Here is a 25,726-nt window from a genome sequence, read left to right as displayed (position 1 = left end):
ATGGATCGAAAAGTAACACTCGCGCACGGAGATGGTGGGGAACTCGCTCATAAACTCATCCAACAGATTTTTGTATCAGCCTTTGGTAATCAGAGCGAGTCACGCTTTGATGCCACCTTCCTTTCTCTGTCTTCCGGCAAAATAGCGGTGACAACAGACAGTTTTGTTGTCAATCCACTATTTTTCCCCGGTGGCGATATTGGAAAGATCGCTGTATCCGGAACCATCAACGATCTGAGCGTTGCAGGTGCTGTTCCCTATTGCCTCACAGTAGGATTCATTATTGAAGAAGGTTTTCCGCTTGCTGATCTCAGAAAAGTTGTGAAGTCGCTTGCTGTCGAAGCGGAGAAAGCCGGTGTTCAGGTAGTCGCCGGTGACACAAAGGTTGTTGAAAAAGGCGGTGCTGACGGCCTCTATATCAATACGACCGGTATCGGCTTGCAGCGAGAGGAATCAACCATTGATCCATCACGGATCGCTTCGGGAGATGCTGTACTGATCAGCGGGCCGATTGGCGATCATGGTATCGCCATTCTGGCTGCGCGCGGCGAGCTTGGGCTAATGACTGATCTTGAAAGTGACTGCGCACCACTTAATCACATGATTGATGCGGTAATTTTAGGTGGTGTCGACGTCAAAATGATGCGTGATCCAACGCGTGGCGGTGTCGCGACAACCCTTGTGGAACTCGCCGAGGATTTTGATGCTATAATTGAATTGGAGGAGGAGAAGCTTCCAATCCGAGATCAGGTCAGAGGGGCAAGTGATTTACTGGGCTTTGATCCGCTCTATTTGGCCAATGAAGGCAAAGTTCTTTTTATAGTCTCCGAATCGGATCGACAAAAGACGCTTGAGCTTCTTCATCAGTTTCCCGAAGGTCGAGATGCAGCAGTGATCGGCCGTGTCACCGGCAAAGGTGTCGGACAATTACTGCTGGAGACGCCGCTTGGCAGTAAAAGGCGCCTCCACCGCCTGTCCGGTATGATGTTACCTAGAATTTGCTAATTGCCACTGTATCTTCACTTATGAACAGTAAGAGTCCTAGGACGGGTTCGAATACTTTAGTGTATTTTGTGAAGTTATCGGATAAGCATTTGTTTTGATAAAAAATAAAAGAGGTGTTTTGCATGGGATTATCAGGAATCGGTATACCGGGATTAATTCTTATACTTGTCATTGCGCTCATCATTTTCGGGCCTTCCAAGCTTCCTGAAATTGGAAAAGCATTCGGAAAGACATTGAAAGAATTTAAAAAGGCAACACAGGATTTAACCGATGACACGAAAACAGAACAAAAACAGGCGATCACAGAAACGGAGAAAACCGATAGCGGGAAAAAGGCATAAGGATTGGTGATCGATGACCGATAAAAGCATGTCATTAATCGAGCATTTTAATGAACTTCGAAAACGGATAATTTTAATTTTCATTGTCTTTATCTTAAGCGCTGCAATCATGCTGTTTTTTACGAAGCAGGTCTATCTTTGGTTAATCAGTGATCTTGGCGTTGAAAATAAACTGGCCGTTCTGGGACCGACCGAGATTGTCAGTGTGTACTTTCTGATTGCGGGTATAGTCGCGATAGCGATAACGATACCGTTTGCTGCTTGGCAGCTTTGGCTTTTCATTGCTCCGGCGCTCACTGAAAAAGAGCGGAGAATTACACTTTCCTATATACCGGCCATTTTTTTACTTTTTATTGCGGGAATCGTATTCGGTTATCTGGTTGTCTTTCCGAACATTCTTCACTTTCTGCTTAATATGAATGACGGCATGTTTCATGTGTTTTTCACAACGGATCGTTATTTTCATTTTATGATCAATGTCGTTTTGCCTTTTGGCATTCTCTTTGAACTGCCGGTAATTGTCGTTTTTCTGACCAATCTCGGAATTTTGACTCCGGTAAGAATGCGAAAAATGCGTCGGATCGCTTATTTTGTTTTAATCGTGATCGGCGTTGTCCTGTCACCGCCTGATTTTGTGTCCGACACGGTCATGTCGATTCCACTGCTTCTGCTGTATGAAATCTGTGTGACTGTGGCCTCGATTACGTATCGAAGAAAAGAGAGACGGCTCAGAGCGGCTGAAAAGCAACTAAGTAACTCGGTCGATTGAAGGTAATTTATCCAATATCGCTGAAAATTCCTAGTGCTGCTGTTGCTCTTAAAACGTCCGTATGGTACATTTAGAATAATGACTGAATGAACGTTGATTCGAAGATAGGAGTACATGACGATGCATACATTATTGTTAACTGTTATGATTGTTTCAGCCGTAATTGTTATTGCGCTTGTCCTGATTCAAAGAAGTCAGGGCGATGGTTTATCCGAAGCGATCACCGGCGGTGCGGAACAATTGTTCAGCAAACAGAAAGCAAGAGGGATCGAAGTCGGCATCAAGAGACTGACCATCTTTTTCTCAATCCTCTTTTTTGCCTGTGCGTTCTTGATTGGCTACTATTTCAAATAAATGTTAGAATCGATAAAACCGGAGCTGAACCTCCGGTTTTTGGTTTATATGCCGAGTGTTCTGCCATTGAGGCCTCTTTTTGGCACACCTTGACACATAGAGGACATTAAAGTCATCATATCCTATGGAAATCCATACTGGTGACTGCCTTTAAACTTCTTGTTTCCTTTAGACCTAACAGAAGATATAGCGTATAATGTATTTGGAAGAAGATGCCTTTTCAACGGCAAAAATTGGATGACTTTAATTGGAGGATGAGGGAAGGATGGAAATCAGACCACCGAAACCATTTTTCCTTGAATCCGGATCACGTTCTGTACTGCTTCTTCACGGCTTTACGGGAAATTCAATTGATGTCCGGCAGCTTGGCCGCTACTTGCACCAACGCGGGTATACGTGTTACGGACCGATTTATTCCGGTCACGGCGGGGAGCCTGAGGCATTGCTTCAGACAAGCCCGGATGATTGGTGGCGGGACGTCCGTCAAGCTATTGACTTTCTGCACCAGCATGGCCAGTCTGAAATTGCGGTCTGCGGCCTTTCGTTAGGCGGGGTATTTTCCCTTAAATGTGGATACACTTTTTTAGTGAAGGGTATTGTTCCGATGTGCGCGCCGGCTTATGTTGACACGCAGGGACGAATTTTTGCCGGAACGCTGAACTATGCACGAAATTATAAGCAGTATCAAGGAAAAAGTGAAGAGACAATTGCCGCCGAACTGAATGCGTTTGAAAAGAAAATTCCAAAAGTTCTCGAGCAGTTAAGCACGCTGATCGATGAGGTACGGGTAAACAGCGAAAAGATCACGGTACCCGCTCTTATCGTTCAAGCGCGAAAGGATGAAATGCTTGAACCGGAAAGTGCGCAGTTCATTTATGACACCATTCAGTCCGCGGACAAACAACTAAAATGGTATGAAAATTCAACACATGTGATTACGATAGGAACAGAAAAAGCACAGCTGCACCAGGATATCTATGCGTTTCTTGAAAGCCTGGATTGGTCTGTTTCCTAAAGACAGGGAGGTTTACTACATGGCGGAAGAGCGCATTCAGAAAATCCTGAATTATATGCGGGAAGAAACTTACCGGCCGATGACATTGAAAGAGCTTGAGGCAGAATTTCAGGCAACTCAATCAGAGGATTTCGCTGATTTTGTAAAATTATTGAATGAATTGGAAGAAAAGGGACTCGTGATCCGTACCCGGGCCGATCGTTTTGGACTTCCGGAAAAAATGAGTTTAATGACAGGTAGAGTACAGGCGCATGCCAAGGGCTTTGCTTTTATCATCCCGGAGGATGAAAAACTGGACGATGTGTTTGTCGGTCCGAACGATCTTGCAGGTGCGATGAATGGCGATACCGTCGTGATTCGTGTGTCACACAAATCAACGGGCGAGCGTCCTGAAGGCACTGTAATCCGTATCCTTGAACGCGCGATTACCAAAGTGGTCGGCACGTTCAATGCCGGACGCCATTTCGGTTTTGTCATACCTGATGACAACAAAATAAATGGTGATATCTTCATTCCGGAAAATGCCGAACATGGTGCGATGGAAGGGCACAAGGTTGTCGCAGAGATTACAAAGTATCCGGAAGGCCGCAAGAATGCTGAGGGCATGATCACGCAGATTCTTGGTCATAAGAATGATCCGGGTATTGATATTTTATCGATCATTTACAAACATGATCTGCCTCTTGAATACCCGCCAGAAGTGCTGTCGGAAGCTGAGGCGATTCCGGATGAATTGACGGAGAAAGATTATGAAGGCCGCCGCGATTTGCGTGGAGAAACGATTGTCACCATTGACGGTGAGGACTCCAAGGACTTGGATGACGCAGTAACCGTATCAAAGCTGGAAAACGGCAATTACAAGCTAGGTGTACATATTGCCGATGTCAGCTATTATGTGACTGAAGGCTCGTCGCTTAATGCCGAAGCCTATGAAAGAGGGACGAGCGTATATCTGGTGGACCGCGTTATCCCGATGATCCCGCATCGTCTGTCAAATGGGATTTGCAGCTTGAATCCGCATGTCGACCGGCTAACCCTCAGCTGTGAGATGGAAATCAATCCACAAGGGGCTGTTGTTGGTCATGACATTTTTCCAAGTGTAATTCGATCAACGGAACGTATGACATACAATAATGTGCGTAAGATCTTGAAGCGCGAAGATGAAGAAGTTCTGGAACGCTATCATGATATGATTCCGTTCTTTGACCTGATGGCCGAACTCGCTGAAATTCTTGAAAAACATCGCCAGGAGCGCGGTGCAATCGATTTCGACTTCACTGAAGCGAAAATCATCGTTGATGAACAAGGAAAACCGGTTGATGTTGTTGTACGTGAACGGACAGTTGCCGAGCGGCTGATTGAATCCTTCATGCTTGCAGCAAATGAGACCGTCGCTGAACATGTGGATAAGCTGCATTTACCATTTATCTATCGTGTCCATGAAGAACCGAATCCGGAAAGACTGGAAAAGTTCTTTGATTTTGTTGTGAATTTCGGCTATGTGCTGCATGGTTCTCCGGACAATGTCCATCCGCGCACGCTCCAGTCCTTGCTGGAAAAGGCGAAAGGACAGCCTGAAGAAGCGGTCATCAGCACGGTGATGCTGCGGTCGATGGCGAAAGCGAAGTATGATGATAAATGCTTGGGCCACTTCGGCTTGTCGACCGAATATTACACGCACTTCACCTCGCCGATCCGACGTTACCCGGATTTAACGGTACATCGCCTTTTGCGGAAATTCTTGTTTGAGAAGAAAACCGATCCGAAGACGCAGGCGTTCTGGAAAGCAGAGATGCCGGAAATTGCCAAGCATACTTCTGAGTGTGAACAGCGCGCTGTGGAAGCGGAACGAGATACGGATGATCTGAAAAAGGCTGAATACATGCAGGATAAAGTCGGTGAAACGTTCAACGGTGTGGTCAGCGGTGTAACAAATTTCGGCTTGTTTGTTGAATTGCCGAATACAATTGAAGGCCTTGTCCATATTAGCTATCTGACGGATGATTACTATCACTTCAGTGAAGAGAATATGGCGCTGGTTGGTGAGCGAACCGGGCATTTGTACCGAATCGGCGATGAGATTGAAGTGCGTGTACTGGCCGTCAACCTTGAGGAACACGCTGTTGATTTTGAAGTTGTCGGTATGAAGCCGCAAAAGCCGCGTCAACGTAAATCAAGACCGACCATAATCCAAGGCAAGACTGGTCCTGGTAATGGTGACCAAAAGAAACGCTTCGGTGATAAAAACGGAAGACGTTCCGATTCGCGAAATGGCAATCGGGGTAGCCACAATGGTGGCAGCCGTGGCGGCAATAGTAATACCTTCGCAAAAAACAAGGGAAGAAGCAAATAATTAAAGAGTTGCAGCGAAGAGAATGCATCCCATTCTCTTCGCTATTTTTTTTGAAAAAAACTATATTGACAAATAGTTAAATCAGGCTATAATTGCTTTTAAACAAATTATCAAAAGCAAATGGAAAAGTAACCACTATTTATCATATAGTGATATTTTTTTAAGCTAATAACCAAGTAATTATATAAGAATAATATCAATTTAATGCTATAACCCTGAAAGGAGGAATCTTATGATGAGTCAGGATGCGCAATATTACGTTCAGTCAAATGACATTGGTAAGAAAAGAAAGGAACCCACAAAGGAAACCAAAATTGTATTGAACGGAAATGATCTGTCCATAGAGCAAGTAATTGCTGTTGCGCGAAAGATGACAAAAGTCGAGATCGCAGATGAAGCGCTCCAGAGGATTCAGGCTGCTAGAAAATTTGTGAACGACCAGGCAGATGCCAATTTTCCCACATATGGCTTTAATCGCGGTGTCGGCCTTAACAAAGACAGAGTCGTACACGCCAATCATTATGAAAAATTTAATCACAATCTGATCTTGTCTCACAGCATTGCTATTGGCACAGAAGCTTCCGAAGAGCAGGTTCGCGCGACCATGTTAATACGATTGAATTCGCTGCTGCAAGGGTATACAGGGATCCAGGTTCATATTGTTTTTTTATATAAGGAATTTCTAAATAGAGGAATTCGTCCTGTCATGCTTGAAAGAGGATCTGTTGGAGCGGCGGATCTCGGACAGCTCTCTTCAATTGGCATGACGATGATTGGCGAAGGAATGGCTTATTATAAACGGCACCGTATGCCTGCGAAAGATGCGCTGGAACAAGCGGGGCTGCAACCGGCTACTTTAGGACCTAAAGATGGGCTGGCTATTGTCAGTTCTAATGCATTTGCGTTAGGAAAGGCGGCTCTCCTTGTTCATGAACTTGACCAGTTGGTGGATTCAGCTGATCTGATTTACGCTTTGTCCTTAGAAGGATTAGACGGAAATGTGTCGCCATTATTTGAAAAAGTAGTTGATGCGAAGAAACTTTCTGGCCAGAAAAGAAGTGCAGCGTTCGTTCGTGATTGTCTCAGAAACAGCTATTTATGGGATGGTCATGCAAGAAAGCATCTTCAGGATCCACTGAGTTTCAGGGGAGCTTTCAGCGTGCATGGATCGGTTAGGGATGCGTTGGATTATGTAAGAGAGAATTTGACCATTTGTATGAACGCGTCTGAAGATAACCCTTCCATACTTCTCGATGAAAAAAAGATTGTATCAAGTGCTAATTATGAGATCACCACGTTAGTTTCTGGAATTGAAATGTTGAGTATTGTACTGGCTCATTTATCGAAGATTGCTTGTTACCGAATTATAAAACTCAGTTCTCCCGATTTTACTGGATTGACACGTTTCCTTGTTCCAAGAGATTCATCGATTATCGGGTTTGCGACCATACAGAAAACATTCGCGGCACTTGATGCGGAGATCAGGCATCTTTGCCAGCCAGTCTCTATGGACTTCTTTCCACTTGAAGGCGATATTGAGGATCACGCGACAAATTCTGTCTACGCTCTCGAAAAAGCGCGCTTAATTATTGATAACCTATATTACATTCTTGGAATCGAGGCGATCCATGCAGCGCAGGCTATAGATCTTCGCGAACATATTCATCTCGGTATTGGAACAAGAGAAGTCTACGAAACAATCAGGCGGTCGATCGGTTTTCTCGATAAAGACAGAGATTTGTCTCTAGATATTGAAAAAGCGTTTCGGATCGTTAAAAGCAAAGAGATCCTCAGAAACGCTGAAAAAGCAATCAGGCAAAAAGAGTAATCACATTTTTATGAAGGAGATCTTAAAGATGGAACAGATTAAGGCGCAAAGAGGAGCTGACCTTCGCTGCAAAAGCTGGCGGCAAGAAGCACTGCTCCGTTTGCTGGAAAATGTTTTGGAAAATGCGGAAGATCAGGAGAATTTGGTGGTTTACGGCGCGCTTGGAAAGGCAGCGCGAAACTGGCCGTCCTATCACGCGATTGTCGCAACGCTTAAAGATTTAGAAGAAGATGAAACGTTGATCATACAGTCTGGAAAGCCGATTGGAATAATTAAAACCCATACGAACGCACCGCTTGTGATCATGGCGAATGGCAATCTTGTCGGGCAGTGGGCAAAAAGTGATCATTTTTATGAATTACAAAAAAAAGGATTGATCTGCTGGGGAGGGCTGACTGCAGGCGACTGGCAGTATATTGGATCCCAGGGCGTCATTCAAGGAACCTATGAGATTTTCCAGACGATTGCTCGTAAGTATTTTCATTCTGATTTAAGTGGTCGCTTTATTTTAACAGCTGGTTTAGGTGGGATGGGAAGCTCCCAACCGTTAGCAGGAGTGATGGCTGGAGCAGCGATTCTTTGTGTCGATGTGAACGAGGAGCACATCGATAAGAGAATAAAAAGCGGTTATCTGCAAAGAAAAACAGCAGAACTTGATGTGGCTTTGCGTTGGATACAGGAAGCAACTGAGAACAAACAAAGTGTGTCCGTTGGCCTGATTGGAAATGCGGCTGAAATTTATCCTGAAATCTTGAAACGGGACATTATTCCGGACATTGTCTCTGATCAGACTGCAGCGCATGACCTTATCTATGGCTATATACCGGCGGGTTACCGGTTGACTGATGTTGAGACAGTGCGTCAAAGCGATCCGGAACGATTGGCAAATGATGCAGGGCAATCAATCGCTGCTGAAGTGAGCGCGATGCTTCAATTTAAAAGAAAAGGTTCCATTGTCTTTGACAATGGAAACAACATTCGTACCCAGGCTTTCAAATATGGTGTTAATGATGCCTTTGACATTGATATTTTTACTGAAGCTTTCCTGCGGCCATTGTTTTCACGAGCGATCGGACCTTTTCGCTGGATTGCATTATCGGGAGAAGCAGAAGACATTAATCTGATTGACAAATATATTTTGAAAGAGTTTGCGGAAAATGAAATTGTGGTCAATTGGATTCGGCTTGCTCATAAGTACGTCCCGTTTCAAGGCCTGCCGGCAAGAATCGGCTGGCTCGGTCATGGGGAACGAACACGTTTGGCATTGGCTGTGAATCAGATGGTCGCGGATGGTTTATTAAAGGGACCGATTGCTTTCACTCGTGACCATTTGGATGCTGGCGCGATGACCCATCCTAATATTATGACGGAACGCATGAAAGATGGCAGCGACGCCGTGACAGACTGGCCGTTATTAAATGCAATGACGAATTGCTCATCAATGGCTGATTTAGTCGCCATTCATTCTGGCGGCGGTGGATACACGGGTTACATGCAAAGCGCCGGAGTCACGCTGGTAGCCGATGGAACCGAAGCAGCCGGTAAAAGGCTTAAATGTACTTTGGACAATGACACGACGCTCGGTGTACTTCGTTATGCAGATGCAGGCTACGAGGAAGCATTGGACGAGGTTCATCAGAAAGGGATTCATCGTATTGAAACCAATAATTATCAGGGGGTAGAGAAACATGCGTGAATTAACAAGAAGAGATGTCCTTGCAGCATGCAAAGGAGGCGCTGTATTTGCGAGCGGCGGAGGAGGATTTTATGAACATGGCATTGAAATGGGCAATGCCGCGCTAACATTAGATCGAGTGAAGCTTGTTTCGGTTGATGAGCTGCCCGATGATGCAATTATTCTAACATGTACAGCAATCGGCGCACCTGCTGGAACAACAGACTGGCAAATGCTTGGGAAGGATTACATTAAGGCGGTTCAGCTCGTCATCGAAAAATATGATGGAAAAATTGTCGGCGTGATGACACCGCAGAACGGAAAGTCGAGTTCGACAAATGGATGGCTGCCTTCAGCGGCGCTTGGTTTGGTCGTTGTGGATGCGACTGGAGATATCCGCGCACATCCTACAGGAAAAATGGGTGCGCTTGGAGTTGCAAATGACATCAACTATCACACCATTCAAGCAGTAGCCGGCGGGAAACCGGAAAAGGGCAACTATATGGAATTAGTTGTTGAAGGTACATCCGCAAAAACGTCAAAAATATTGAGAATTGCTTCTGATCTCTCCGGTGGATTTATCGCAGCAGCACGCCATCCGCTGACTGCTGGTTATATTAAGAAGAATGCCGCTATTGGGGGCATCACTTTAGCAATTGAACTGGGGAATGCGATTATTAATGCCGAACCTGAAGGGCCGGAAGCAGTATTTAAGGCTATTGCAAGACAAACAAAAGGCGAATTTATTGGTAGGGGAAAAGTCAATAGAAAAAACGTCAAATATACGGATGAAGCCTTTGATATCGGCACTATCGAAGTCGCAGCAGAGAACGAAAAACTGATTCTTCACGTCATGAATGAATTTATGGCGATCGAGAATGGACATGGGGAGCGTTTGTCTACTTTTCCGGATGTGATCGCAGCTTTTTCTACACAAACGGGCAAACCGTTAAGTACAAACGAAATTGAGGAGGGCGCAGATGTCGCTGTCTTCAAGATTGATAAGTCGAATGTTCCACTCAGCTCAAGTGTAAAAGACCCAACAGTTTATCCGGAAGTGGAAGAAGCATTAGGCATCCAGTTGTACGATGTCGCATTTGGTAAGGCAAAGCAAACAGCAAATCCTAGCTAAAGATGATCAGCAATATTCATTAGTAGGTTATTTAGAAGAATGCTATGTTGGTATTTGCTAAATAAGGAACATTAGTTCTATAATCAATATGTATAGAACTAATGTTCGGGGGCGAGGAAACATATCAATTTTTCGCCAGGCAATGTACATGATTCAACAACTAAGTGCGTTGTCTATGAATCCAATTAATGAATTCAGCATAATGAAAAGTATGCTAAGTACATTTATGAAATGAGGAGTATCAATGAAAGGCACGCAATCTCTAGAGCGAGCATTGGACATTCTATTTGCGCTTGGAGATGATGGCGAAACGCAAACGATCGCAGAAATCGCTCAAAGAATATCAATTCCGGAAAGCAGTGTTTATCGATTGATTCAGACATTAGAAAGAAATGGCCTTGTCGAAAGAAAAGGGCAGGGACAAATTGGGCTCGGTTTAAGGATTCTTGAATTGGCAAAGAGTTTGAACAGTCAATTCAGAAATCGATTGAAATCTAGTGCCGCGCCATTAATGGAACAGCTTAGTGAAGAAACAAAAGAAACAGTTGTTTTGTTTGTACGGACAGGAACAAATGTGATCTGTGTAAAAAGTGTCGCGGGTCAACATCTCGTTCGATTTGTGGTAGAGGACGGTAAGACGTTCCCCATTCAAAACGGAGCATCCGGGAAAGCGATTCTGGCGTTTGAGACGAGTAAAATTATTAACCAGGTTATTCATACCATTGAAACGGACTTAGTCGATGATTTTCTAGAGGAGTTACAGGTGATTCGCGAAAAAGGGTTCAGCGAAACGTCTAGTGAGGTCGATCCGGGAATTATCGGTATCGCCGCGCCTATATTCGATCAGGCGAACCATGTCATTGCGAGTGTTACCGTTGCCGGACCGGGAGATCGGATAAAGGATGAAAAGTTATCAGCAATAGTTCCGCATGTCATCAAGACGGCAAAGAGGATTTCTTCAAGTCTATCCTTTTCTACAACATTAAGTTAAGGACAGCCCAGGCTTCATTATTCTAATCATGAATGAGTTAAAGGATAAGAGATTTTTAATTTACAAAAATTAAAGCGAGCATCTAGAAATACACTTAATTTTTGAAGGAGGAGATACATAAAATGAACTTCTGGACCTGTTTGCGAACTTATGAATTTAATTTTTGGGGATTCAGACGATGTTTCATCTTACTCAGAGAATAGCGATCGTCAAAAAATTTAGTACAAAAGGGGGTGATTTTCATTGATACATCTTATGCTTGATTATTTGTCAAAGAACTTCAACGTGTATCTGAATGCGTTGTTGACGCATATTGGGATCAGCCTGATCGTTATGCTGATCGGTATTGTGATCGCTATTCCTTTTGGTGTGGTTTGTGCAAAGTATGTGAAACTATCTGAATCCATTCTTGGTCTTTTTAACTTGCTGCGTCTTATTCCAAGTCTTGCTGTTCTGATCGTATTAATGCCTGTTCTTGGTACCGGTCTTGTTCCAGCAGTGATCGCTTTAACTTTTCTTGCGTTTCCGGCTATTCTTATCAATACGTGTATCGGTTTTACAGGGATCAATCCTTCCGTGATCGAGGCTGCGAAAGGAATGGGAATGAGTAAGCAGAGAATTTTATTTACCATTGAATTTCCACTTGCGTTTCCAATGATCATCACAGGGATCCGGACAGCTGCGGTTGAAGTGATTGCAAGCGCAACATTGGCTGCTTATATTGGTTCCGGTGGCCTTGGCGATTTAATCATTATCGGACTGAGTTTGCCCAGCACCGCGATTTTACTTGTCGGAGGGCTGTCCGTCGCCATTCTTTCGATAATTACAGATGTGATCTTATCAATCACTCAAAAGAGATTAACGAAATTTATATGACAAAACATAGTGAAAAAAAGGGAGAGTAATTATGTCAAAGAATATCTTTAAATCATTGTTGAGTTTTTCATTGCTAATCGTTGTCGTATTCGCTTCACTCGCAGTGGCGTCAGGCTGCTCCAAGCAAGGTCAAGGTTCGTCACCTAAAGTCGTGGTTGGTTCCAAAGATTTCACAGAGTCTCTTGTTTTGGCTGAAATATACGCAAAAGCCCTCGAAGATAATGGTTACTCAGTAGACAGAAAGTTTAATATCGGCGGACAAGGTCCTCATGCCGCACTTGTTAAAGGCGATATTGATTTTTATCCCGAATATACCGGAACCGGATTGACCGTCATCTTAAAGGAGCCGGCGCTGTTTGATGCCAAGCAGGTCTATGACAAGGTCTCCTCGGAATACCAGAAAAAATTTCATCTGACTTGGCTGAAACAAGCGAATATCAACGATTCGCAAGGTCTCGTTATTACAAAGAAAGCCTCGGATAAGTACGGAATCAAGACCATTTCCCAGCTTCAGGCAAACGCAAGCAAGATTAGGTATGCATCCAACGGATCGTTTGATCAGCGTGAAGATGGGCTCGTCGGGCTGAACAAGAAATATGGCAAGTTTAATTTTAAATCCGAAAAGGTTTATAATGACGGAATCAAATATCAGGTCCTGAAAAATAATCAGGCAGACCTTGCAGTCGCTTATACAACAGAAGGCTCACTCGTTGATCCGCAATTTGTCGTGCTTAAGGATGATAAGAATTTTTGGCCTCCTTATTACGTAGCACCGGTAATTAAAGACAGCGTCCTGAAAAAAAATCCAAAGATCGGTAAGATCCTTAATGCAGTATCAGCAAAACTTGACAACCCAACAATCATTAAGCTGAATGCCTCGGTAGATATCGATAAAAAGGAATATAAGGATGTTGCTGATAATTTCTATAAAACAATTAAGAAATCTGTAAACAAAGCAGCGGGAAAATAATTAACAAAATTAACTTATTAAGCGGAAACCTCTGTCCATCGGCATGAGGTTTTCCTGTATTTTTTACCGACCGATATCAGTTCATGAAAGGAGTTCAAATCGTGACCAATATAGCTCTTGAACTAGTAAATATTACAAAGAAATTTGCGCATGCTGAAACGAATTCTGTTACTGGTGTCAGCCTTACCATTAACGAAGGAGACTTTGTGACCATATTAGGAACATCTGGATCTGGGAAAACAACGCTGTTAAAAATGGTGAATCGGATCTACGAAAGTACTTCAGGCGACATTTTCTTTTATGGTGAAAATATTAAAAAATTGAAGGTTGAAGATTACCGCAGGAAGATCGGCTATGTCATTCAGCAAATTGGTCTGTTTCCGCATATGACTGTCGAGCAAAATATCGCGACTGTTCCGAAGATTCTTCATTGGAATAAAGAGAAAATAAATGCCCGAGTAGATGAACTGCTTAAGCTTGTCGGTCTGGGGGATGAACACTATAAAAAGAGATATCCCAAGCAATTATCAGGCGGTCAGCAGCAGAGAATCGGTTTGGCTCGCGCGATGGCGGCTGATCCGCAGCTGATGCTCATGGACGAGCCATTCGGGGCGATTGATGCGATCACCAGACAGAACCTCCAAGATGAGTTGATTAATATCCAGAAAAAACTTAATAAAACCATTCTGTTCGTCACTCATGATATAAATGAAGCTTTTAAACTTGGCGACAAGATCATCATTATGGATAAGGGCGAAGTCCAGCAATTTGACACGCCTTATAATATTTTGTTCCATCCTGCCAATGATTTTGTCAAGCAATTAATCGAAACAGAGAACATTATTAATCGACTTAAAGTGCTTAGAGTCGAAAATTTTGTTCAACCACTGACTCAACCTACCAAACTTGCAGATGGAGTCATCCATAATGATAAATTTCTCGATGACGTTCTGGCAAAATTCTTTGAAACCGGAAAGAAGCGGCTTGTTGTCATCGATGATCAAGAGGAACCGATTGGCGAAATTTCTTGGGATCAGTTCATTCAACTGAAAAAAATACAAGATAATGTTGTTCGGCTTGATGTTCAAAAGAAGAACATCAGGAGAGTGAATGATCATGACTAATTCAATTGCCGATTTTTTTAACTATTTTGGGGAATATCATGATGATTTGTTGATCATGGTTGCCCAACATCTTCAGATTGTGCTCACAGTTTTGGCCATCTCAATCATCATTGCCGTGCCGCTCAGTCTTGTTCTGTACCAATCGCAACTCCTTTCATCGATTGTGCTGGCTATTTTGGGTGCTTTGTACGCGATTCCCAGTCTTGCTTTTTTCGCAATTCTCATTCCCATTTGCGGATTAGGCATGCCTACTGCAGTGACCGTACTTGTTGTCTATGTGCAATTCATTTTGGTTCGTAATACGCTCGCCGGTTTTAAATCGGTGGATGCCTCAATTCTTGAGGCTGGCCGAGGAATGGGATTAAGTAAGTTGCAGCTTTTTGTTAAAGTGCAATTACCTCTCGCGCTTCCTTCACTACTTGGTGGGCTTCGCCTGGCTGTGATCGCAACAATTGGCATGACCACCATTGCCGCTTCTATAGGTGCGGGCGGCCTAGGTACGCTTTTGTTTGATGGCCTTCGCATGGATTATGCAGTCAAAATTGTATGGGGGACTGTACTCGCGTTCCTATTATCATGGGCGGCAAACAGGATTCTGCTCATTTTTGAACGACGATCGCTCAAAAAATCACGTGGTGAATTAAAAACGGCCATTAGAAATTAAGATGTTAGAACATAAAAAAGACTAGGTTGATGTTCCGAGGTGAGCGAAATGGTTAATAGCACGAATCAACTAAAATTTGTGTTTATTGGCGCGGGAAGTTCTTTCTTTACAATGAGACTTGTTGGCGACATTCTTGGTGAACAGAGTATCGAGGGCGGACAGCTCGTGCTTGTTGATTTGAATGACAGCTTGCTGGAAGAGACGAAAAATGCTGTCACTAAATTGGTTCGATTTGCAAAGGGAAATTTTGAAGTATCTTTGCAAAAGGATTATAAAGAAGCTTTGGACGGGGCGAATTTTGTTTTTCTAACCTTTGCGACAGGCGGATATGAGCGATGGAAGAAGGATATTGAAGTCTGCACAAAACATGGTGTGCTACAATCTGTCGGAGATACCATTGGTCCAGGAGGAATCATTCGCACGCTGCGTACGATTCCTGTTGTCCTAGATATTGCCGCTGAAATGGAGAAAAGATGTCCAGACGCCTGGATTATCAATTATTCAAATCCGGAAGGCGCCGTTTGTCTCGCCATTCAAAAATATACGAAGATCAAATCGTTCGGGCTTTGCCATGGGACTCCCGACACGGCAAGCTGGATCGCCAAAGAGGTATTTCACGTTGATTCGGAAAAACTGGAGTATCGGGCGGCGGGCATCAATCACCTGACATGGTTTACTGACCTTACCATTGATGGCACCAATGTCTATCCGCAATTATTAGAAAAACTGATTCAATCCGGAATGGACAAAGAAGAGCCGATTTCTACTCAACTGTTTCGCACCTACGGGCTCTATCCGGCTCCCGGTGACCGCCATGTTGGTGAATTTTTTCCCTTCTTCCTTAAAGAAAGAGTGCTAAATGATCAAGATTATGAATGGAAGAACAATGATTTCACCGTAGTTGATGGTTGGCGAAGCAACTTGCGTCAATTGTTTGATGAGGTTCGCTTGAAGAATTCAGGTTACGAGAAATTTCTAGAGGGATCAGGCGAGACGGCAACACATTTTATCAGATCACTAGTGACCGGTGAAACCGCGACGGAAATGGTCAATACGATTAACAAAGGATACATTGAGAATATTTCAGATGGAGTCATTGTTGAATTACCGACGTTCATTGACAGGTTCGGTCTGCATCCGCAAAAAATAGGAAGATTACCGGACGGCATCGCCTATAAGTGTGACACCTTAGGACGTGAATACCTGCTTGCAGTAGAGGCTGCGGTGACTAATGATTATTCCAAAGCACTTCAGGCCATGTATCTTGATCCGCTTGTTTCCAATTGCGACTATCCTGAGCTCTTGTTATTGGATTTAATCAAAGAAAATAGGGATGTTCTGCATCAAGCGTGGAGCAGCTGCACATCTGATTTGGAAAGCTTAGGAGGCAGGGCGTATCTGTGAAAAAAATTCCGCTTATTATGGATGTTGACACTGGGACTGATGATGCGATTGCGATTATTTGTGCTTTGATGAGCGTGGATATCTTGAATATTAAGGCGTTCACAACAGTCGCTGGAAATGTCGGTGTTGATCTCACGAGCAGAAACACACTTAATCTCGTTCGTGCGCTTGGTTTTGATATTCCTGTCGCGGTAGGCGCGAGGAAACCGTTGAAAAAAGCATTACATACTGCGATCAGCCATGGATCAACAGGCCTTGGTGATGTACATCTCCCAAGATCAAAGAATCTATTTTATCCGAAAGATGCCGTAGATACGATTTATCAATACGCAAGTTCTCTGAACGGAGAGCTTGAGCTTTTAGCAGTCGGACCACTTACCAATCTTGCCGAAGCTATCCTGCGGCATCCGGATTTAATAAAACTGATCAAAAGAATAACCATCATGGGTGGGGCACTCAGGGGCGGCAATATGACGCAAACCTCCGAATTCAATTGTTATGTCGATCCAGATGCAAGCAAAATCGTGTTTGAGTCAGGGATTCCTCTTGTGATGATTGGACTTGATGTAACCTTGAAGCCACAGCTCCCGCTCTTCGTATATGAACAGGTGAAAGCGTGCGAGAACAAGTTTGCGCGCATCGCAACGCAAATTTTCGATTTTATGCTGCGCCGAAACGAGCAATATTGCTTCGATCCGCCGAATCTCCATGACGCAATTGCCTTGGCGAGCATACTTCTTCCGAATTTGATCACTTTTAAGAACTATCATATTGAAATTGAAACAGAAGGTACAATTACGAGGGGAATGACCGTCGCTGACTTTAATCATGTTCTGGGGGAAGAACCCAATGTTCAAGCTGCGGTGGATATTGATTGCGACGTGTTTTGGGAGTGGCTAATAAACAAATTTCGAGATGCTGATCAATCTTCAGCTCGCTGATCCACCGAATTCAATTGGGAAGAACATGAAGTAACTTGGTGTGGAAGGGGGATATCTCCAAATGAAAAATGTGCTTTTCAATATTCGAAAACCTAACTCAAGCAATAGAAACAAGAAATATCTCTGTTTGTTAAAATGCATTGTTCTTGGAATTTTAATGGGAACAGCTGCAAAATACTTTGATAATACGCCTATTATTGGAGAGGTGGGAACAAATTTTGGAATATGGATTTTTCTGGCTGCTCTCATCGCATGCTATAGCTTAGGTCCAATATTAGCAGGTATAAACGTATTTTTCTTTTTCTTGTCAATGTTATTCGCTTATTATACGTACACATATTTTTTATATCATTTTTTACCAATATCATATATTCAAATATGGATTTGCCTAACTGTAATAGGATTTTTTTCAGCAATAATTACTTGGTATGGTAAGGGACTAGGTTGGTTTCCTGCATTTATTTCTTCCATACCAATTTTGTTTATAATCACTGAAGGTATACCTTTTATTTATACTGGAAATTTTGCGCTATTATTTGATTTTATATTTGCCATAGTTTTATACATTTGTTTCACCGGTTCTTGGACACAAGCATTGAGACTGTTCTGTTGTAACCTAATCGAGGTACTCATTCTTGTTTTCTGTAAAATTATAAATATATTTTAGTGAGCAGGAAGTAACCTTTTATCCATTGAGTGAAAATTATAAAAATAAGAACATAGCTGGTAAAAATTTTCTCATGAAAGATCCACAAACATGATACGTTCTGCACAATTTAAAAGAAATACGTTTCGTTTCAAAATACGGACAAACATTCATCTATACAAATCATCAAAAACATTATATTTGACTATACAAATTTAAATGAAAGCGCTATAATAAAAACATGAAATTCAAGGTTCAGTTCAGTCGAAGATTCTTGATTGGTGCAACGGCCGTGCACTAGTGAGGCGATTCGGATTGTGCCTATTTATTATTTAATGTAACCGTTTACGAATAGAAAGAAATAAAGATCACGCACTTATAGGATAAATTGAAAAAATGGGAGTGACTTGAATGGCAGCGATTAGTGAAGAATCTGTAAAACAGATCATTGATACGATCGGCGGTCCTGAGAACATTAATGCGGCGACACATTGCGTTACCCGGCTTCGCCTGATTTTGAAAGACGAAAGCAAAGTAGATAAAGAAAAACTCGATAAAATTGATTTGGTCAAAGGCTTTTTTTCAGCAAATGGTCAATTTCAAATTGTTATTGGAAATGGAACCGTTGACAAGGTGTATGATGTGTTTGTACGCCTGACTGGGATCGGTGAATCAACGAAACAAGATGTGAAAGATGCAGCGGCTGAAAAAATGAATCCGCTTCAAAAAGGGATCAAGACATTAGCGGACATCTTTATTCCGATTCTTCCTGCCATCGTTACCGCCGGTCTGTTGATGGGGATTAATAACGTACTTGCTAATCCAGGTATTTTCTTTGCCAAATCAGTTGTTCAAGCTTATCCGCAATGGAAAGATTTCGCTGATATTATTCTGGTCATTGCCAATACATCATTCGTTTTCTTGCCGGCTTTAATTGGCTGGTCGGCTGTAAAAAAATTCGGCGGCAATCCGTTGCTTGGTATTGTTCTAGGTTTGGTACTTGTTCATCCGTCATTGCTCAATGCATACAGCCTTGCTGAAGCACAAACGAAAGGTACTGTGCCGATTTGGGATCTGTTTGGCTTGCATATTGACAAAGTAGGCTATCAAGGGCAGGTTCTCCCCGTTCTCGTTGCCTCCTATGTCCTTGCAAAATTAGAAATTTTCCTGAAGAAGCATGTTTACGATTCCATTCAATTGCTTGTTGTTGCGCCAGTAGCATTGCTCGTAACAGGATTGCTTGCTTTCACGCTAATCGGACCTGTAACCCTTCAACTGGCAAACTGGATTACAGCAGGTATCGTCGGATTGTTCCATTATGTTCCGATTCTCGGTGGCTTGGTGTACGGCTTTTTCTATGGCGTGTTGGTTATTACCGGAATGCATCAAATCTTCCTTGCCGTTGACCTGCAGCTGATCGGAAGTACCGGTTCAACATTTCTTTGGCCGATGCTTGCACTGTCCAATATTGCTCAGGGTGCGGCAGCCTTTGCTGTATTCCTCATGGCTCGCAATGCCAAATTGAAAGGTTTGGCAATGACTTCATCAATTTCCGCATGGCTGGGCATTACGGAACCGGCAATGTTCGGGGTAAACCTGAGATTCCGTTATCCGTTCCTTGCGGCGATTATCAGTTCGGGGATTGCCGGGGCATTCATTACTTTGTGCGGAGTTAAAGCAACGTCAATCGGCATCGGTGGTCTGCCGGGCTTCCTGTCGATCATTCCGAAATATTGGGGACCGTTCTTTATCGGCATGCTTATTGTACTGATCCTGCCGTTTGTTCTAACCTACGTTTTTTCTAAGTTCAGCAAGAAATCTTTTGATGAAGACTAACAAAAATAGAGATGGGTGCAAAGTATAAAAGATTGGGTGTGAATGCAATGCAAGAGGATTGGTGGAAAAATGCGACCGTTTATCAGATCTATCCGAAAAGTTTCTATGATACGAATGGAGACGGGATCGGGGATATTAACGGTATTATCGCGAAACTTGATTATCTAAAAAAATTGGGTGTAGATGTACTTTGGCTGACACCGTTATACCGTTCGCCGCAAAAGGACAACGGTTACGACATCAGTGACTACTATAACGTACAGCCTGAATATGGCACGTTAGAAGATTTGGAACGGTTGTTTTCAGAAGCGCATCAGCGCGATCTGAAAATTGTGATGGACATCGTGGTCAATCATACATCAACCGAGCATCGATGGTTTAAGGAAGCGCAGAGCAGTGTGGATAGTCCTTACCGTGACTATTACATCTGGCGGGATCCTGGAAAGGATGGAGGCGCACCGAATAACTGGCAGTCGAAGTTTGGGGGTTCCGCATGGAAATATGATGAAAAAAGCGGACAATATTATCTGCACCTGTATGATGTCAGCCAGGCGGATCTTAACTGGGAGAACGAAGCGGTTCGAGAAGATGTCTATAAAATGATGAATCACTGGCTGGATAAAGGTGTTGATGGTTTTCGGCTGGATGTCATTAATGTGATCTCAAAGGATCAGCGCTTTCCGGATGATCATGATCCGAATTCACCAGGGGACGGTCGCCCTTTTTACACCGATGGTCCGCGCGTTCATGAATTTTTGCATGAAATGAATCAACGCGTATTTAGCAAAAGGGCAGGAACGCTTACCGTAGGTGAAATGTCTTCTACGACCATTGACAACTGTGTTCGCTACACCAATCCGAAGTACAAGGAATTAAGCATGGTGTTTAATTTTCACCATCTGAAAGTCGACTATCCGAATGGACAGAAATGGGCGCTTGGCAAGCTGGATCTTGTTGCGTTAAAACACGTTCTAGCTCATTGGCAGAAAGGAATGCATGATGGCGGTGGATGGAACGCATTGTTCTGGTGTAATCATGATCAGCCAAGAATTGTTTCCAGGTTTGGTGATGAAGGCGACTACCGGGTCGAATCAGCGAAAATGTTGGCAACCACACTTCATCTGCTTCAGGGAACGCCCTATGTGTATCAAGGTGAAGAAATCGGTATGACCAATCCTAATTTCGACAGTGTTGAAGAATACCGTGACGTTGAATCACTGAACGCTTATGAAATGATGAAGCAAGAAGGAAAGTCCGTTGACGAAATATTGGCGATTCTGCGGCAAAAATCACGTGATAACAGCCGCACACCGGTACAGTGGAATTCCGAGTCAGATGGTGGATTCTCAAAAGGAAAGCCATGGATTTCCGTCGCGAGAAATTATCGTGAAATTAATGTCGCCGCTGCACTTGAAGATTCAGATTCTATTTTTTATCATTATCAGAAATTGATCGGTCTGCGGAAAAAGCTTGATGTGATCGTAAATGGCGATTTCCAGTTGCTCGCCCCGAACGATCCCGAAATCTTTGCCTATCTGCGTAGTGGAAACAATGAACAATTATTGGTTGTGAGCAATTTTTACTCACGAACGGTGCATTTTTCTGTGTCGGATGAATTAGATGTCTCAACAGTACACAGTGAATTGCTGATCAGCAACTACAAGGATTCACCGGTTCTTCTGAATAGCTTGATTCTTCGTCCGTACGAATCAGTTGTGTACCGTATCACGAAGAAATGAGGAAGTTCATCAATTTGCCCGTTTTGTTAAGGTTTTCATAACTGTGTTTTGGTATACTAATAGTGAAATAAAGGATAAGAGGGCGGAACAATCGCCCTTTTATTTTGCTATTAGAATGATGCAGAAACCGGCTAATGATGATCAGTGAGAAAATGTCTGATTAGGAGCCGAAACAACCCCACCTGCGGTAGCTTTTACGCGCGACGATGAAGGGGAGCGGTGAATATGGGGAAGAGTAAATTTGTTGCTATATATACTGATCTCTGTGAAAAAATCCACAATCAATTGATCGCTGCCGGCGATCTTTTGCCTACAGAAAACGAACTTTGTGAACAGTATCAGGCATCACGGGAAACGATTCGAAAAGCGCTCGCAATGCTTTCGCGCAATGGGTATATCCAGAAGATTCAGGGCAAGGGATCCATCGTCTTGGACCTCAGTCGCCAAAACTTTCCGGTATCCGGACTGACGAGTTTCCGGGAACTTGCGGGGCATTCAAAAGACAAATGGCAGACAACCGTACATCAACTTGTTTTGATTAAACCTGATGACCATCTAAAGATGCTGATGAACCTACAGAAAAGTCAGCCTGTCTGGAAAGTGATCCGTTCACGTTCAGTAAATGGTGAGGCAGTGATCTTAGATAAGGATTACTTGATTCAGAGCATTGTTCCGATGCTGACTGCGGACATTTGCGAGCATTCTTTGTATGATTATCTTGAGAATGAACTGAAATTGAAGATCGGATTCGCAAAGAAAGAAATTACAGTTGAGCACGCAAATGAAGAAGACAAACGCCTTTTGGCGATGAATCACGATACACATATCGTCGTGGTACGCAGTCTTGTGTACTTGGAGAGTGCTGAGTTTTTCCAGTATACAGAATCAAGACACCGTGCAGACAAATTCAAGTTTGTTGATTTCGCTCGTCGTGAACATCAATAAACCGTGGGAGGAAACTCATGATAAAATTACTGGCAATGGATATGGATGGAACGTTGCTGAATAATCATCGAGAAATCAGTTGGGAAAATTTAAAAGCTTTACGCTACGCTCGGTCGAAAGGCGTAACCTTAGCGATTGCATCGGGGCGCGCGTTCTTTGATATTGAGAGCAAAATGAAAGAGGTCGATATGGAAACGCATCTGATTGGGACAAACGGTGCAACGATTCATTCGGCGGACGGCAAATTGCTTGGTGCTGATTTTCTCAATCGCGGCGAAGCACTGCAGATTATTAATGAGCTTGTTGAACAAAACTATTACATTGGGGCTTATTCAGAACATCACATCTATGTTCCTGAGCAGGGGACTGAATGGTTGCGTGCAGAACTGAAGAGCCTTAATATTCACGAAGACCGTTCGGTCGGCTTTCAAGGAGCGACGCGGGACGACTTTTACCGATTCGTCGAAGATTGGAGCATCTTTGAAAAAAGAAGCAATGAATTTTCCAAGATCATTGTCTTTTCCTACGACGACGAGAAGCTACAGAAGGCACGATCTGTTTATGAGGCAAAGCGCCAGTACAACATTGTCTCGAGCGGCACGGGCAACTTCGAAATTATGCCTCCGAATGTCTCCAAAGGAAATGCGCTTGACCATCTTGCGAACTATTTGGGCATTCCGATCAGCCAGGTTATGGCTATTGGCGACAATTACAATGATCTTTCTATGTTTGAGGTAGCCGGTGTATCGGTGGCTATGGGGAACGCTGATGACGCAATCAAAGCAGTATGCGACCGCGTGACAACCAATTGTGAGGATGATGGCGTCGCACACGCGATTTATGAAGAACTCGGTTATCCAGATGGAGCGAAGGGGGCGGGCAACCCATGAAAAAGTTCTATTATTATGTTAGCCTTTTCGTTCTCAGCTACGTGATTCAATGGTTTTGGTACACGCAGATTATGACCAAGTCAAATAAGACGCCGCTCGACATGCTGCTCAGTTCCGTTGTTTTCATAGCCATTCTATTTTTTCTGGATCTTGGCGGAAAAATAAGGAAACGAAATTAAGAACCAACGATTAACCAGTAAAGCGCTTGCCCGTGTGCGCTTGATTGACCTATAATGGAACAATGAATGAACGTCTGGCAGGTGTTAAGTATGGGAAAAGGTGAGAGCCGTGTACTCGCGCAAAATCGAAAGGCGAGTCACGATTATTTTATTGAAGAGACGGTGGAGGCCGGCATTGTGCTTCAAGGTACGGAAATCAAGTCGATTCGCCGAGGCAAGGTCAATATTCAGGATGCGTTCGCTCGAGTCGAAAATGGCGAAGCATTCGTTTACAATATGCACATTAGTCAGTATGAGCAAGGTAACCGATACAATCACGATCCGCTCAGAACGCGTAAATTGTTGATGCATCAGAAAGAAATTAATAAGTTAGGACCTGAAGCTGATAAGACCGGTTACGCGCTGATTCCGCTGAAGGTCTATATTAAGAATGGATTTGCGAAGGTGCTTGTTGGTCTCGGACGTGGCAAGAAAATGTTTGACAAGCGTGAATCAATGAAGAAGCAGACGGCGCAGCGTGAAATCGCCAGAGCCTTTCGTGATCACCAGAAAATGTAAGTTGAAAAGATTGTTTCTATTTGCTATAATGACCATACTGTGATGTTGGCAGTAACAGTTATGGCCATGATTCGCTTGACCCGTTGTCTTTTGAACGGGGACGTTACGGATTCGACAGGGGTAGGTCGGGTTTAAGCGGCGAGCCGAGGGGGTCGGCCTCGTAAAAACGCCAAAGCCATAACTGGCAAAACAAACAACAACCTCGCTCTAGCTGCCTAAGTAGCTTTTGCGGTCCCTCCCTCCATCGCCCATGTGGTAGGATCAGGGACTCACTCTAGTGGGATACGCCGGACGTCCGCATCCTGAGGGCCAGGGAAGAGAACAATCGGGATAGCCTCGCGAAAGCCTGTCGGTGGGCCGACGCCGAGGCGAAATGCTAATATGCCGACTACGCTCGTAGAAACTTAAATCACGATGCTTCTGGACGTGGGTTCGACTCCCACCGTCTCCATTTGGAGAATTTTATAGTATTTTACGAATCCTCGAAAATCGTTAATCTGATGCGGTTTTCGGGGATTTTTCGTTACTTATTATTTTATAATTTTTTATAGAATTTTAGAACCTGACTGGCTAAAAACTAGAACGAGAGTTTTTAGCCTTCTTCTTCAACGGAACGACAGAACATTTGGTAAACAGTTCATTAAGAACCGAGATCGTTGCCTGGAAATCTCTCTGCTCATGCTCGTCCAGGATGTGCGAATAAATACGAAGTGTCGAAGTGTCGGTCCAATGTGTGCTTGACCAAGTCCGTGGTCATGTAATTGATATTAATTTTCTTATAGATCATAATTGATTCAATCGTATGTTAGAGACCATGAAACGTGATCTCTGTACAGCCAAATTTTATACAAACACGTCGGAGTTGCCAAGTTTTAAATTGAAATTTAATGAATTTAATCATAATTGTGCCACATTTCTCGGCAATAATGACTGTAGAAACATTCCAAAGGAGGCCTTTTAATTGATGTTTCTTGTAGTTATTCTAATTTTGGTAGGCGGATACTTCCTTTTTCGTCAGACAGGTAGCAATAGGTTCAGTCAGGCTAAAACGTCAAATGCAGAAGAGATTTTGAAACAACGTTTTGTCTCAGGAGAGATTGACGAAGATACCTACAATCGGATGCTGAAAACAATCCGGACATGAATACCCAAAAATATAAATGATAGTAAAGGAGAATGTTTATGATGTATGCCAGAGGATTTGACGGTTTTGGAGGATGCTTTGGATATGGCACCGGGCTTGTCGGACCGTGGATTATAATGGGCATAGGCGTATTGTTATTGGCTGCAGTCACCATCGCTGCAATGGTTCTGTTCAAAAAAGCATCGCATAAAAAAATGGATGAGGGAGCGCTCGACATTTTGAAACTCCGTTATGCAAAGGGAGAAATGAGCGAAGAAGAGTACTTAAGGATGAAGAAGGTATTGGGTAAATAAACAGGTGCGAGTTTGATTGGACAGGCGAAGCCGTCGGATACTAAAATGGAGACG

General features: G+C 43.4%; 25 protein-coding genes and 1 other RNA gene. All 26 read left to right on the top strand.

What is annotated here, in order from left to right; all coding sequences use genetic code 11:
* The 26 genes from hypE to P343_RS29705 all read left to right on the top strand — a co-directional run bounded on the left by hypE (nucleotide 1) and on the right by P343_RS29705 (nucleotide 25,672).
* Nucleotides 1-1,005: a hydrogenase expression/formation protein HypE gene (hypE, locus tag P343_RS29825; RefSeq protein ID WP_023510516.1), complete on the top strand. Its 1,005-nt coding sequence runs from the start codon at nucleotides 1-3 to the stop codon at nucleotides 1,003-1,005.
* Nucleotides 1,006-1,127: 122 nt separating this feature from the next.
* Nucleotides 1,128-1,346 carry a twin-arginine translocase TatA/TatE family subunit gene (gene tatA / locus P343_RS29820; RefSeq protein WP_023510515.1) on the top strand — a complete coding sequence of 73 codons (219 nt, stop codon included), beginning with the start codon at nucleotides 1,128-1,130 and terminating at the stop codon, nucleotides 1,344-1,346.
* 13 nt (nucleotides 1,347-1,359) lie between these two features.
* On the top strand, nucleotides 1,360-2,115 hold the full coding sequence (gene tatC, locus P343_RS29815; RefSeq protein WP_023510514.1) for a twin-arginine translocase subunit TatC: 756 nt from the start codon (nucleotides 1,360-1,362) through the stop codon (nucleotides 2,113-2,115).
* Between the two features lie 120 nt (nucleotides 2,116-2,235).
* Complete coding sequence (gene secG / locus P343_RS29810) at nucleotides 2,236-2,469, top strand: preprotein translocase subunit SecG (protein ID WP_023510513.1); 234 nt, start codon at nucleotides 2,236-2,238, stop codon at nucleotides 2,467-2,469.
* A 265-nt stretch (nucleotides 2,470-2,734) separates the two neighbouring features.
* The gene (locus tag P343_RS29805) at nucleotides 2,735-3,484 is read left to right on the top strand and encodes an alpha/beta hydrolase (RefSeq protein WP_023510512.1); all 750 of its coding nucleotides are present in this window, start codon (nucleotides 2,735-2,737) and stop codon (nucleotides 3,482-3,484) included.
* Nucleotides 3,485-3,503: 19 nt separating this feature from the next.
* Nucleotides 3,504-5,837 (top strand): ribonuclease R, encoded by a 2,334-nt coding sequence (gene rnr, locus P343_RS29800; RefSeq protein ID WP_023510511.1) that lies wholly within the window; start codon nucleotides 3,504-3,506, stop codon nucleotides 5,835-5,837.
* A gap of 232 nt (nucleotides 5,838-6,069) precedes the next feature.
* Nucleotides 6,070-7,665: an HAL/PAL/TAL family ammonia-lyase gene (locus P343_RS29795; RefSeq protein WP_023510510.1), complete on the top strand. Its 1,596-nt coding sequence runs from the start codon at nucleotides 6,070-6,072 to the stop codon at nucleotides 7,663-7,665.
* Between the two features lie 19 nt (nucleotides 7,666-7,684).
* Nucleotides 7,685-9,361, top strand: coding sequence for a urocanate hydratase (locus P343_RS29790; protein ID WP_201767680.1), 1,677 nt, complete (start codon nucleotides 7,685-7,687; stop codon nucleotides 9,359-9,361).
* Nucleotides 9,354-10,472, top strand: coding sequence for a DUF917 domain-containing protein (locus P343_RS29785; protein ID WP_023510508.1), 1,119 nt, complete (start codon nucleotides 9,354-9,356; stop codon nucleotides 10,470-10,472). The genes P343_RS29790 and P343_RS29785 overlap by 8 nt, the downstream gene beginning before the upstream one ends.
* 244 nt (nucleotides 10,473-10,716) lie before the next feature.
* On the top strand, nucleotides 10,717-11,463 hold the full coding sequence (locus tag P343_RS29780; protein WP_023510507.1) for an IclR family transcriptional regulator: 747 nt from the start codon (nucleotides 10,717-10,719) through the stop codon (nucleotides 11,461-11,463).
* Between the two features lie 243 nt (nucleotides 11,464-11,706).
* A complete protein-coding gene (locus tag P343_RS29775) occupies nucleotides 11,707-12,339 on the top strand; it encodes an ABC transporter permease (RefSeq protein ID WP_023510506.1) in 633 nt (210 codons plus the stop codon).
* Between the two features lie 31 nt (nucleotides 12,340-12,370).
* Nucleotides 12,371-13,309, top strand: coding sequence for a glycine betaine ABC transporter substrate-binding protein (locus tag P343_RS29770; RefSeq protein ID WP_023510505.1), 939 nt, complete (start codon nucleotides 12,371-12,373; stop codon nucleotides 13,307-13,309).
* A 101-nt stretch (nucleotides 13,310-13,410) separates the two neighbouring features.
* The gene (locus tag P343_RS29765; protein WP_023510504.1) at nucleotides 13,411-14,433 is read left to right on the top strand and encodes an ABC transporter ATP-binding protein; all 1,023 of its coding nucleotides are present in this window, start codon (nucleotides 13,411-13,413) and stop codon (nucleotides 14,431-14,433) included.
* Nucleotides 14,426-15,097, top strand: coding sequence for an ABC transporter permease (locus tag P343_RS29760; RefSeq protein ID WP_023510503.1), 672 nt, complete (start codon nucleotides 14,426-14,428; stop codon nucleotides 15,095-15,097). The genes P343_RS29765 and P343_RS29760 overlap by 8 nt, the downstream gene beginning before the upstream one ends.
* A gap of 48 nt (nucleotides 15,098-15,145) precedes the next feature.
* On the top strand, nucleotides 15,146-16,501 hold the full coding sequence (locus P343_RS29755) for a family 4 glycosyl hydrolase (RefSeq protein ID WP_023510502.1): 1,356 nt from the start codon (nucleotides 15,146-15,148) through the stop codon (nucleotides 16,499-16,501).
* On the top strand, nucleotides 16,498-17,442 hold the full coding sequence (locus P343_RS29750; RefSeq protein ID WP_023510501.1) for a nucleoside hydrolase: 945 nt from the start codon (nucleotides 16,498-16,500) through the stop codon (nucleotides 17,440-17,442). Before P343_RS29755 ends, P343_RS29750 begins: the two co-directional genes overlap by 4 nt.
* A gap of 61 nt (nucleotides 17,443-17,503) precedes the next feature.
* Complete coding sequence (locus P343_RS36425) at nucleotides 17,504-18,109, top strand: hypothetical protein (protein WP_023510500.1); 606 nt, start codon at nucleotides 17,504-17,506, stop codon at nucleotides 18,107-18,109.
* A gap of 390 nt (nucleotides 18,110-18,499) precedes the next feature.
* The gene (gene treP / locus P343_RS29740; RefSeq protein WP_023510499.1) at nucleotides 18,500-19,924 is read left to right on the top strand and encodes a PTS system trehalose-specific EIIBC component; all 1,425 of its coding nucleotides are present in this window, start codon (nucleotides 18,500-18,502) and stop codon (nucleotides 19,922-19,924) included.
* Between the two features lie 47 nt (nucleotides 19,925-19,971).
* Nucleotides 19,972-21,663 carry an alpha,alpha-phosphotrehalase gene (gene treC, locus P343_RS29735; protein ID WP_023510498.1) on the top strand — a complete coding sequence of 564 codons (1,692 nt, stop codon included), beginning with the start codon at nucleotides 19,972-19,974 and terminating at the stop codon, nucleotides 21,661-21,663.
* Between the two features lie 225 nt (nucleotides 21,664-21,888).
* A complete protein-coding gene (gene treR / locus P343_RS29730; RefSeq protein WP_023510497.1) occupies nucleotides 21,889-22,608 on the top strand; it encodes a trehalose operon repressor in 720 nt (239 codons plus the stop codon).
* A gap of 17 nt (nucleotides 22,609-22,625) precedes the next feature.
* Nucleotides 22,626-23,498, top strand: coding sequence for a Cof-type HAD-IIB family hydrolase (locus P343_RS29725; RefSeq protein ID WP_023510496.1), 873 nt, complete (start codon nucleotides 22,626-22,628; stop codon nucleotides 23,496-23,498).
* Nucleotides 23,495-23,677: a hypothetical protein gene (locus P343_RS29720; RefSeq protein WP_023510495.1), complete on the top strand. Its 183-nt coding sequence runs from the start codon at nucleotides 23,495-23,497 to the stop codon at nucleotides 23,675-23,677. The genes P343_RS29725 and P343_RS29720 overlap by 4 nt, the downstream gene beginning before the upstream one ends.
* A gap of 90 nt (nucleotides 23,678-23,767) precedes the next feature.
* Entirely contained in the window at nucleotides 23,768-24,235 is a 468-nt protein-coding gene (smpB, locus tag P343_RS29715) for an SsrA-binding protein SmpB (RefSeq protein WP_023510494.1), read from the top strand.
* Between the two features lie 96 nt (nucleotides 24,236-24,331).
* Nucleotides 24,332-24,689, top strand: a transfer-messenger RNA (tmRNA) gene (gene ssrA / locus P343_RS36760).
* Nucleotides 24,690-25,199: 510 nt separating this feature from the next.
* The gene (locus P343_RS29710) at nucleotides 25,200-25,379 is read left to right on the top strand and encodes an SHOCT domain-containing protein (protein WP_023510493.1); all 180 of its coding nucleotides are present in this window, start codon (nucleotides 25,200-25,202) and stop codon (nucleotides 25,377-25,379) included.
* Between the two features lie 38 nt (nucleotides 25,380-25,417).
* The gene (locus P343_RS29705; protein ID WP_023510492.1) at nucleotides 25,418-25,672 is read left to right on the top strand and encodes an SHOCT domain-containing protein; all 255 of its coding nucleotides are present in this window, start codon (nucleotides 25,418-25,420) and stop codon (nucleotides 25,670-25,672) included.
* The last annotated feature ends 54 nt before the right edge of the window (nucleotides 25,673-25,726 follow it).

It is taken from the genome of Sporolactobacillus laevolacticus DSM 442, assembly GCF_000497245.1.
GTDB classification, from domain to species: domain Bacteria; phylum Bacillota; class Bacilli; order Bacillales; family Sporolactobacillaceae; genus Sporolactobacillus; species Sporolactobacillus laevolacticus.
Note: the sequence above shows the minus strand (reverse complement) of the source record. Positions and strands in the feature narration are given on the sequence as shown.